We start from the raw sequence: 9,828 nt of genomic DNA on the forward strand, positions 1-9,828 counted from the left end.
GCTTAAAGAAACCGTCGCAACGCAGCAACCCGAAGGACACGCGTGCGACCCTCACCTACACGAAAATCACGATAAATGCAACCAAAATGTGCGTACAGCACCCACATTATCCAGTAAACGCATAGACATCTGCAGTACGTACCACACGCCCGCACCCGTCAGCGAGCCCAAAGCCCCAGCGACAACTTTACAGCTTAGCAGCCATCACCGCGGCAGACACGACCGTCATGTGTGACGCAGAAAGCCACGGTGAGACGCGGCGAACACCCAGAGCTCGAAGACCACCCCCACTTTGCTCAGCTAACGGAAGGCACCCGCTCACCAGCCCGCACGCAATACCGGACATACACCCCGAGTCTTCCACAACACAACTTTGGGAAAGATAGCGCGGGGCGGCACATAACCACCCCGCCAGGAACGACCTGACGGACGCGCCAGCGCACCTCCCTACAGGGAAAAGCCCAGGACGCCCGCCTAAAACAACTACTTCGCCTTTTTCTCGAGCGAGACTACGATGTCATAACAGCCTTCTTGAGCCCGGAATACCAAGGCGTCATCCAGCTCTTGGCCAACAATAGGATGCCCGACGTATACCGACTTGGAAACGTAAGCCCCTTCAGTGTGAACGCCGTTCGGGCGGCTGCGCTCGCCGCAGGAGAAGTCTCTCAGAGTGACCTCCTCCTTGCCATCACCGTCATTATCACCCACGTGCATACTGCCGTAGACCCAGATTTCCCTAACCACAGACTCGCCGTCGGTGACCCTTGTGACGTTGGATGACAAATACACTTCATTCTCATCGTATGCCCCCAGCTCAAGGCCCACTGGCACAGAATACTCCCCAAAGCTGCAACCACCAGCATCGCCCACAATACCGGTCACGGATACAGACGCCACAGCGTAATCGCCAAAATCCACCATAGCACACCCCTCGGAATCAAACAAAAACAACCAACACGTGGTTATAGCAAAAACTCCTCGCTGTAAAGAAAAATCCGGGCAATTTTTGGACAACATGAGGTGCATGTAGTAGGCTTGTCCCTACTATCCCTAGTTATTATTCCAACAGCTTCCCGGCCGAGCGTGCACAGAAACCGCGCTCCTACCTTTACTAGGCGCTACAAACTGTTTGTTTCGTGCAGTGTACCTTGCACAATCACAGCGCTATGGCTCGGTGCCGCCCCCATGGTCTGCTGCACAACGCGGCGGTGAAGGACGCATTGAAGATTGTCCCACACAGATGTTGTTCACGCCAACCGTTGTAGAACCATTAATCGCCCGGCAAGTTGCAAGAAAATACGTTCACACACTTGTTGTGCTGACCCTATTGCATGTGTTATAGTGGCGCCGTGTCGAATTAGAGTATTTTGAGAGGGGTTGAGTATGTTGTTTGATATAGATATAGAAGTGGGCGGTGAAAGGCTCACTGTGCAAAACGTTGATGTTAAGGATGACGGCACCTTTAGCACATGTGCTTGCAACGGCGACGCGCAGAAACGTGTTGATGGGGTATGGACGCCCACGTATCTGATCCTCTCTGTTGGTGATGGTACAGTTGGTGCGTGTAGCGATACCAGTGCTTGTAAAACAGACCAGGAGATTTCCAAGGGTCAGATGTACATTTTCGAGCAGTGGGCTGATGACGTCATGCTGAATGACAGGCATGCCAACTTTGACACCGCAAGCGGGGTTATGAAGTTCGCTTTCACTGGAGACGGCAACGACACTGTCGAGTTTGTTGATGCCCAGGGGACTACTACTGTGAAGTTCAAGACTCATGAGGAAGTAAAACCTGCAGGCGATGGCGGCACGACCGATGCGCCAACCACCGATGTACGTGAAGTAGAAAATGGTGCGAAGACTCCAGTGGAAGAAGAGAAGCCAGAAGAAGTAAAAGAAGTGGCTCCTGCTCCGGCAACGGAAAAGCGGCCGGAAGAGAGTGCCACAGGTGAGTATGTCCGTGGTGACAATGGCACCGTGGTTTCCACACCTACTGGAGTATATGGGGACAACGAGTGGTAGTCGCCTTCGTTTTTCCTGGTAGCTGACGGCAACAGCGAGAGTTGTTGCGGTCGGTTGCGATTGTGATGTGCTGGTCAGGTCAGGCGGCGCGTGTTAAACGTGCGGAGCATGGCCAGCTGTGCGTGGGGGCTGCAGTGCGGCAGATGCTTCTCCTAGCCTGATACGCTGCACTGCGGTCCGCCCTTTGGTTTGGTAGGGTCGGGCGCTTTTGTTGCTGCCTTTTATGTTGGCCGCTCCAGGCAGTGGGCGTGCTGCAGCGCGTCCTGCGCGGTCTGCGGTCGCGTTCTCTTGGCCTTGCTGTTTCCTGTTTCGTTGGTTGCTGTTAAGGTGATGGCCGGTAGGTCTGTCCTGTTGCACGGCGCCTTTTGGTCCGGGAGGCCAGCCGCGGTGTCGCGTTGCCGGTTCAGTTGTTTGGCCTAGGAGTTGTCAGGCTGGGCGAGCCTTACGGCAAGCGTGGAGTGGCGCTAGTTCGCGTTCTTTTGGGGGACATCGCTGTTTATTATATCTTGCAGCTGAGGGCCGAAGTCTCTACTAAGCTTGGCAAAACCCTTTGTCAGCACGGGGGGCACGCCACAGAACTCCCCTCGTTGCTCCAGTGCATCTTCCAGTTTTCCTAGTGTTGTGGTATCACACGTCTTATTACTCAAGCGGTATAGTATATTTTCAACGGTCTTGGCCACATCTTTATACTTGCTCAAAGGATGAGCGCTGGGATAGCTCGCAATGTTCTGTACAACCCTTAGCTCATTACTGGTAGAGTCCAAAAACGCCAGGCTGATAATCTGCTTCCGTACAAATTCCTCATCCGCCCACGGCACCGCACCGACCTGCGCCAAGGCGTTGCTCAGAGATGCCAAGGCGTTGCAAATATTTTCCCCGGTAGTAATTTCTATATACCTATTTTTCACGTCGGGATTGGCACAGCTGATAGAATTCTTGCCCCGCAAGATTTCCACAAGCTCCTTGCTGGGCCCGGAAGAGAAGTCTAGATACCGCTCAGATGCGGGAGAGAGAAACACCGTGTCTCTCGATATGTGCACAGTATAGGATGGGCAATTGTCATCTGACTCCAATACGACTATACCTTCTGTCCGCAAATTGCATGCTTGCGCCATCATATCTGACAGTACCCCAGCCTTGAAGCTGAAACCGTGGTTCAGCAGGTGATTGATCATGGAATTTGCGCTGTGGTAGGTAAATTCCTGCTCAGGAACAAGCTCCGCGCGGTTCTCCGCATGGTAGGATATAGATACATCATGGGAAAATATGGCCCTGGAAGCAGTGCTGGCATCTAGCGTAGTAAACACCTTTTTGAAATTCTCTACATGCAGCGCGTCTGCAAATGACAAAACTGCCTCTTTTTTTGAAATAATAGCGTATGTTATCACGTTTATACTTGTGTGGGTTGCGCTGGAGCATTCTGGGCAATTTTTATTAAGAAAAAAATAATTTCAGTGGTCGACTCCATCACAAAGATGCCAAAGCCCACGGTTTGCCTGGGCTTTACACATGTGCCAAAGTGGAGTGCAATCTGTGAGTTATTCAACAGCCAGTTTCTGCCTGAACATGACGAGCAGCGAAAAGAAATACACCAGAACCCCCAGCAGCACGACAACGATTAGGGATGATATTTTAACAATTGCCCCCTGGAAGAAAAACGGTGTCAACAGCGTTTTTGCCATACAGATAACTATGACCATTATGGCCGAGGAGAGAAATATGTAGGTCAGCTTGCGGCTCAGCTCCTCACTCATGCTGTATAAATTGTGAATCTTGAGATACACAAGCAGCAAAGCTGCATAGGTCCACGAACCCGCTGATGAGGCAATTGCTATCCCGACATGCCCCAGGAATTGCATGAGCACATAGCTGAGGAGTGCGTTGACAGTCACAGATATGCAGGAAAAGAACGCCGGGATTTTAAACTCTCCACGTGCGTAGAAAAATAGTAGCAATATTTTGATAGCCACAAAAGAAGGTAGCGAGGTTGCCAAAACAGCCACAACCGGAACAGTGTTACCGATCGCCAAATAGTCAAACCGGCCATAATTCAGCAGCGCAAGCAGCAATGCGTCTGGTATAGCAATTAGGGCAGCAGCCGCAGGAACCATTAGCGTCATACCCAAGTCTAGCGCGTTGTTTTGCATTTCTATCATGCGTTGTGTGCTGCCCTCTACAGCCAACTTTGAGATCGCTGGCAGCAATACAGTGCTCATGGATATTCCGACAAGAGCCTGCGGCAGTTGATTCAGCCGATCTGCATAGTACATGTAAGATATGGCCCCAGGAATAAAACTTGCGAACAGGGTGTTCAGCCACAGGTTTACTTGGGTAATACAACCACTGAGCGTCGACATCATAGCTCTTTTCAGAAACTCCTTCATGTCACTATCGCGCAGGGACAACGTGATCTTCATTCCAATGTTCTTACGTGCCGCAACAACCATCGTAAGTGCCAGTTGCAAGGCACCCGACAGGGATACGGCGACCGAGAAGTAGTACACCGGCGATGCGCCCCAATGCGGTATGAGCCCACTAATTATCACGCAGCAGTTGAGTAATACGGGGGAGATGGCAGTCACAAAAAAACAATTATGCGCTTGTAGTACCGCGCAAACTACAGACGACAGGGACATGCAGAAAAGGTATACCATCATGATTCTGGAAAGCTCTGTCGCGAGGTTGAACTTATAAGAGCCCACAAAGAACCCCGGAGTGAACACTCCTAAAATTTGTGGGGTAAACACGAGCATGCCTAGGCAGAATACCGAAAGAAACACAAAAAGTGACGAAAACACCTGGCTGGCGAATTTATGTGGTAAATCTTGCTTGATCAGCTTATGTGCGTATATCGGGACAAAGCTCGCGCTCAAAGCGCCCTCAGCAAAATATGATCTGAACAAATTGGGCAGGCGGAACGCTGCTAGAAATACGTCAGACAGACCCTGCGCCCCTAGTGTGTAGGCTATCAGAGTGTCACGCAGCAGACCAAGAATCCTAGACACAAGCGTGCCCGCGCTAAAGGCAAAAACTCTCCTCAGCATAACTTGACTTCACTATTTAGAACCGCCGATAATACGCTGCAGTAGCTTTGCAGAACCACGGGCTAGTAGGAAGTTATAGGTAAATGTGTCAGGAATGTCAATTTGTTTTGCCATGCGGGAAGCCGTAGAGTGGATATTGCACCTGGATCCGGTTTTCATGCACGTTGGGCCCCTGGAAATTAGGTGGTATGCGCTCTCTTACGTGTTTGGAATACTGTTCGCACACTGGCACATAACAAAAGCCTCCCAGTGTCTGGCGCTCGATAAAAAGTTCCTAGATTCTCTTATGCTCTGGGCCGTGATAGGCATCATCCTTGGCGGCAGAACTGCTTACATCTTGTTGTATAACCCAAGCTTTTACTGGGAATATCCGTCGGAAATTCTACAAACATGGCACGGGGGCATGTCCATGCATGGCGGATATGTAGGATGCATAATAGCGGTTAGTATCGTGTGTAAAAAGCATAGGGTGCGCGTCATGCCCGTCTTGGACCTGTGTGCGTGTGCCGCACCTCTGGGGCTTTTCTTAGGCAGGATGGCCAATCTTGTTAATGGAGAACTATATGGTAGGGCAACAACCACATGTTTGGGAGTGGTGTTTCCAAGTAGTGGCGACCTTGTGCCAAGACACCCAAGTCAAGTGTATGAAGCCATGCTTGAGGGCTTGTTGCCATTGCTGTTTATGAGCATACTCGCGCGATACACCAAGGTCAGGCTGCGCTTTGGCGTGTTGTCTCACATGTTTGGCGCATGGTACGGCATTGTAAGATGCGCAGTCGAGTTTTTTCGTGAGCCCGATCCACAGGTCGGCTACATAGCATTCGGGTGGTTGACCATGGGGCAAGTGCTATCAGCGCCTATAGCCGTTGTGGGCATTTTTATGCTGGTATTAACAGTGCTACGCGAAAAACCGCGAGAGGGCGTTGCAGATATTTCGGCGTGAGTTCTGCTATTTCCACAAATTAAAGTAAACATCGGACAACACAGTGCACATTCCGGTTGCAAGTGGCTAGATATCTGGTTTTCACCTGCCATAAAAACGCCGAAATTCTAATATGCCATAGTAGGCCTATATACACCCTTGGTAAATGTCGCGTACGAGTCTGAGTGGCCGATGGTTGGAAAATGACGTGATTATTACTAGTGTTAGTATGCAATATGTAGTATACGTATGCAGGGTCTGTGTCTTTTGGGGTCACGAGATTGAAAAAACCCGGCATGCGCGCATGTGACGGCTTGGTCCTGTTAAGTGAGTACCCACAGGTACAGCAGAGTCTGTTTCTGTCCAGCTCCGTGAACGACCCGTATCCAGATACTTACATGAGCTGTGTACAGTGTAGCGCGTTCGGTGCGCTATGCTGCGACGATCAGGATAAAGAAAAGCAAGAGCTATCCTAATATTACGATATTTCACACACTCGCACCCGTTATTCACAGGCTTGGCCAGTGCAACTGCGCTAATTACACGTGTCTCGCCGGTGCTGGGAACGCCAAAGCCGCACAGAAGCATGCTATGATTGTACGCCCCTCTCACGGCGCTAAAAGCAGCCGCTGCATAGAATTTTTGTACGGACGCCACACACCAAGCCCAGACGGCAAGCACCCGGGCGCAGTACCGTTTGCACGTGGTGTGGTGAGGATAAACTCTAGGTGCTAGTGCCCTGTAGGCTCAAATCGAAGGCCTTAAGCTTCGCGGCAAGAGATTTGACTTTACGCGCAGCAGTGTTCCTATGCATTACACCCTTGTTGACACACTTGTGAATGTTAGACTCCGCGGCCCTAAAGGCAGTGACCGCATCTTCCAGATGACCTTTGGACTCTAAAACCGCCAAAAATTTTTTCACAGAGTTACGCACTCTACTCTTCCTAACGCGGTTTGAAAACGTGCGCTCCTTGATAACCCTGACCATCTTTTTGGCACTCGAATGATTTGGCATTACTACGTAAACCTTTACCCCATTAACCAAAGGAATCTACAGGGAATCGGCAACAAATGCAAGGTGCGAAGTGCCGGGCAAACCTGGGCGCGGCAAGATAACCCCGTAAGCCCCATCACTAGGGCTGCAATTGCAATGCAACCAACAGGCGGGCCATGAGCTCTTCCGATTCTAACCCCGGCGCTATAGCGGGTAAAATTCTAATTTTGGCTTTGCCCCTCTTTTTACTAAGTGTGAATATTTTGCCCGGCCAATAATTGCCTGTATCCAACACTATTGGCACAACTGGTAGGAACACTCTTGAATACACAGCCGCTACCCCGCGGTGTAGGTGCATGTCACGCAACTGCGATGTCCCCTGAGGGAATAATACCAGTGTCCGCCCTTCTTTTGCCCTTGCTTCGCATTCTCGCACCATTTTCCTCAGAGCGGCAATTTTCTTCCCTCGGTCAACAAACACCATCTTCAATGCCATGAAACCCATACCCAAAATGGGCAGAGTTTTAAGCTCCTTCTTCATCACAGTTACAACATCTCGAAATTCCGCGTACAGGATAAGGGTTTCCAAGGGTGACTGATGCGCTGATGCAACTATGAACTGCCCCTTTGGCAAGCAATCTCGGCCTATAATTTCGTAGGAAATACCGTCAATAACCTTGCACATCCACAGTATAACTCTAGTCCACCACACGCACGCAATGTTCTGGCAGGAGGCAGGAATGAACCATACTATAGGCAATAGTACGCAGCCGTAAAGTATTGTAAATAGCGCGGAAAGAATGTAGAATGCCACAGTTTTTGCTCGAGTACCCTCCGTAAAATAAATACAGCAGTACGCGGGCAATGCAAGGCTTTGTACCCGTGGAGATCAAGCGATGGCCGTTCTACCCCTATTAACCCTACCCGATAGTAGGCTATCTTTGTGTTCAGAAGAGGTGCACGCGGCTGACTTCGGACCACAACTTGAAACGCTTACCAACAACATGCTGGAAACCATGTACCACAATAAAGGCATAGGCTTGGCAGCGGTGCAGGTTGGTGTGCACAAGCGCATCTGTGTCGTAGACCTGGAGTATGGATCAGATAGATACGAAATACCTGAGGATGACGGAGTTGGCGAGTACCGTGCAACCTGCGGCCCAGTTGTTATTTTGAATCCAATTGTTGTTGAGGAGTCTGAACAGCTTGCAACCATGGAGGAGGGCTGCCTGTCTGTTCCTGGCTATAGAGAGACTGTGCAGCGGCCGGAGCGCATAGTAGTGCAGTATACCGACTTAAACAGACAGACGAAGTACATCAAAGCCTGCGGGTTGTTGGCACGCTGTTTGCAGCACGAATTGGATCATCTAAATGGGGTCGTGTTCCTGCAGCGCGTATCTAAGCTTAAGCGTGATATGGTCATGGAGAAAATAAGAAAGGCATCTAAGCATTAGCTCACCACAAGCGCCGGGAGAAGCGCGGCAGCAGGCATCTTCAGGTGTTGATTGTGGTCGCAGCACTGGAGTTTGGGCTGCAACCGGCAGTTATCTCAATAGTTAGTTGACTTACAGGCAGTTGCGTGTATGAAGAGCTCAGGCCATAAGTGTGCTGGGCCATGTTATATATCATGTGGTGTAATGTGGTGTAAGCCGGTCGGGACGGCAGTTAGTGGGTCAGCGTAGTGCCGATGCCCGGCGACAGTGCGCGTTCAAGATCATTTGCAGGAGAGTAACATGACAGGAAAAGAAAAAGACGCGGCGGTTGGCAGTGGAGAGCTGCTTGAGGTATTGAAATTCTACCACGAAAATGGGGTAGACTGCGTGCTGGAGGAAGATGGGCCCGGAACATGCGCGCCTCCCGTGGCGGCGCTGCAAGAACAAGAAGGGTGCACACTACAGGTCGGCAGTCCCTCAGAACAGATGGATGCGGGCGCAAGTCAGTTTTCAACCGATTGGGTCGCTGCAGCCAAGAGCATTGCCGACAAATGCGGCACCCTAGCAGAGTTGAGAGAGGCAGTTGAGGCCTTCGAGGGATGCGAAATCAAAAAAGCTGCCATGAACACGGTGTTTTCGGACGGCAACCCAAACGCCAAGATTATGCTGATCGGGGAGGCACCGGGTAGCAACGAAGATCGCGAGGGCCGGCCGTTTTGTGGGGCTAGCGGTATGTTGCTTGATAAAATGCTCGCGGCTATTGGTTTGGACCGAAAAAGTACTTACATCAGCAACACAACGTTTTGGCGCCCCCCTGGAAATCGACGTCCGACTGATTTTGAGCTGGAAATATGCAAACCGTTCGTCGAGAAACACATAGCGCTTATCGCACCAAGTATCTTGGTGCTGGTAGGCAGCACTGCATGTTGCTCTCTGCTAAGCACACCCGAAAGTATCTCCAGATTGCGGGGGAGGTTTCACGAATATGCTAACCCTTTCCTTGCGCATCCCATAAAAACCGCTGTAATCTTCCACCCAGCATATTTACTGCGCCAACCTATGCAGAAACGGCTCGCTTGGGAGGATTTGAAGATGATCAGGTCTCACATTGAGAATGAGAAAATAACAGTAGACGCCTAGCCAGGTAGTATGTAAATGAGCCCGCATCAGATTTGGCAGTAAGGGCGCTGTGGTTCGGGGCGCTGTGTCTGCGCAGCATGCAGCAGAAAATATTACTGACTATGGAAGTGTTAGTGGCACGCTTGTGCGCACCAGCCGCATGTGGCGCAGTTCTGGCCATTGACCGGCAATGGTATCACAATTTTTACTTTTGCCCAACGCGCGGCTGTCCCGAAAAATGCAGCTTTATGCAACACATGGTATACACATGCGTGTCATACAAACAACTATGAG

At 50.7% G+C, this 9,828-nt stretch carries 10 protein-coding genes; 5 read left to right on the forward strand and 5 right to left on the reverse strand.

Annotated elements, in window-relative coordinates; all coding sequences use genetic code 11:
- Positions 1-483: 483 nt before the first annotated feature.
- Positions 484-945: a hypothetical protein gene (locus GAC_RS03125; RefSeq protein WP_241759956.1), complete on the reverse strand. Its 462-nt coding sequence runs from the start codon at positions 943-945 to the stop codon at positions 484-486.
- A gap of 438 nt (positions 946-1,383) precedes the next feature.
- Between GAC_RS03125 and GAC_RS03130 the strand changes: the two genes are divergently transcribed.
- On the forward strand, positions 1,384-2,022 hold the full coding sequence (locus tag GAC_RS03130; RefSeq protein WP_010270968.1) for a hypothetical protein: 639 nt from the start codon (positions 1,384-1,386) through the stop codon (positions 2,020-2,022).
- Between the two features lie 464 nt (positions 2,023-2,486).
- Here GAC_RS03130 and GAC_RS03135 read toward each other — a convergent pair whose 3' ends face one another.
- Both GAC_RS03135 and murJ read right to left on the reverse strand, forming a co-directional pair.
- Positions 2,487-3,371, reverse strand: coding sequence for a hypothetical protein (locus GAC_RS03135; protein WP_223822667.1), 885 nt, complete (start codon positions 3,369-3,371; stop codon positions 2,487-2,489).
- 189 nt (positions 3,372-3,560) lie between these two features.
- Entirely contained in the window at positions 3,561-5,066 is a 1,506-nt protein-coding gene (murJ, locus tag GAC_RS03140) for a murein biosynthesis integral membrane protein MurJ (RefSeq protein WP_010268861.1), read from the reverse strand.
- Positions 5,067-5,151: 85 nt separating this feature from the next.
- On the opposite strand from murJ, the gene lgt reads away from it, so the two are divergent.
- Together lgt and GAC_RS05480 are read left to right on the forward strand one after the other, a co-directional pair.
- A complete protein-coding gene (lgt, locus tag GAC_RS03145; RefSeq protein ID WP_011114638.1) occupies positions 5,152-6,009 on the forward strand; it encodes a prolipoprotein diacylglyceryl transferase in 858 nt (285 codons plus the stop codon).
- 239 nt (positions 6,010-6,248) lie between these two features.
- Positions 6,249-6,464 carry a hypothetical protein gene (locus GAC_RS05480; RefSeq protein ID WP_010268869.1) on the forward strand — a complete coding sequence of 72 codons (216 nt, stop codon included), beginning with the start codon at positions 6,249-6,251 and terminating at the stop codon, positions 6,462-6,464.
- Between the two features lie 248 nt (positions 6,465-6,712).
- On the opposite strand, the gene rpsT is transcribed toward GAC_RS05480, so the two are convergent.
- Positions 6,713-7,003, reverse strand: coding sequence for a 30S ribosomal protein S20 (rpsT, locus tag GAC_RS03155; RefSeq protein ID WP_010266347.1), 291 nt, complete (start codon positions 7,001-7,003; stop codon positions 6,713-6,715).
- A 118-nt stretch (positions 7,004-7,121) separates the two neighbouring features.
- Positions 7,122-7,796 (reverse strand): lysophospholipid acyltransferase family protein, encoded by a 675-nt coding sequence (locus GAC_RS03160; RefSeq protein ID WP_010268873.1) that lies wholly within the window; start codon positions 7,794-7,796, stop codon positions 7,122-7,124.
- Between the two features lie 82 nt (positions 7,797-7,878).
- Between GAC_RS03160 and def the strand changes: the two genes are divergently transcribed.
- The gene (gene def / locus GAC_RS03165) at positions 7,879-8,436 is read left to right on the forward strand and encodes a peptide deformylase (RefSeq protein ID WP_010266351.1); all 558 of its coding nucleotides are present in this window, start codon (positions 7,879-7,881) and stop codon (positions 8,434-8,436) included.
- A gap of 279 nt (positions 8,437-8,715) precedes the next feature.
- The gene (locus tag GAC_RS03170; RefSeq protein WP_010266354.1) at positions 8,716-9,555 is read left to right on the forward strand and encodes a uracil-DNA glycosylase; all 840 of its coding nucleotides are present in this window, start codon (positions 8,716-8,718) and stop codon (positions 9,553-9,555) included.
- Positions 9,556-9,828: the final 273 nt, after the last annotated feature.

It is taken from the genome of Anaplasma marginale str. Florida, from assembly GCF_000215485.1.
In the GTDB taxonomy this organism is placed as follows: domain Bacteria; phylum Pseudomonadota; class Alphaproteobacteria; order Rickettsiales; family Anaplasmataceae; genus Anaplasma; species Anaplasma marginale.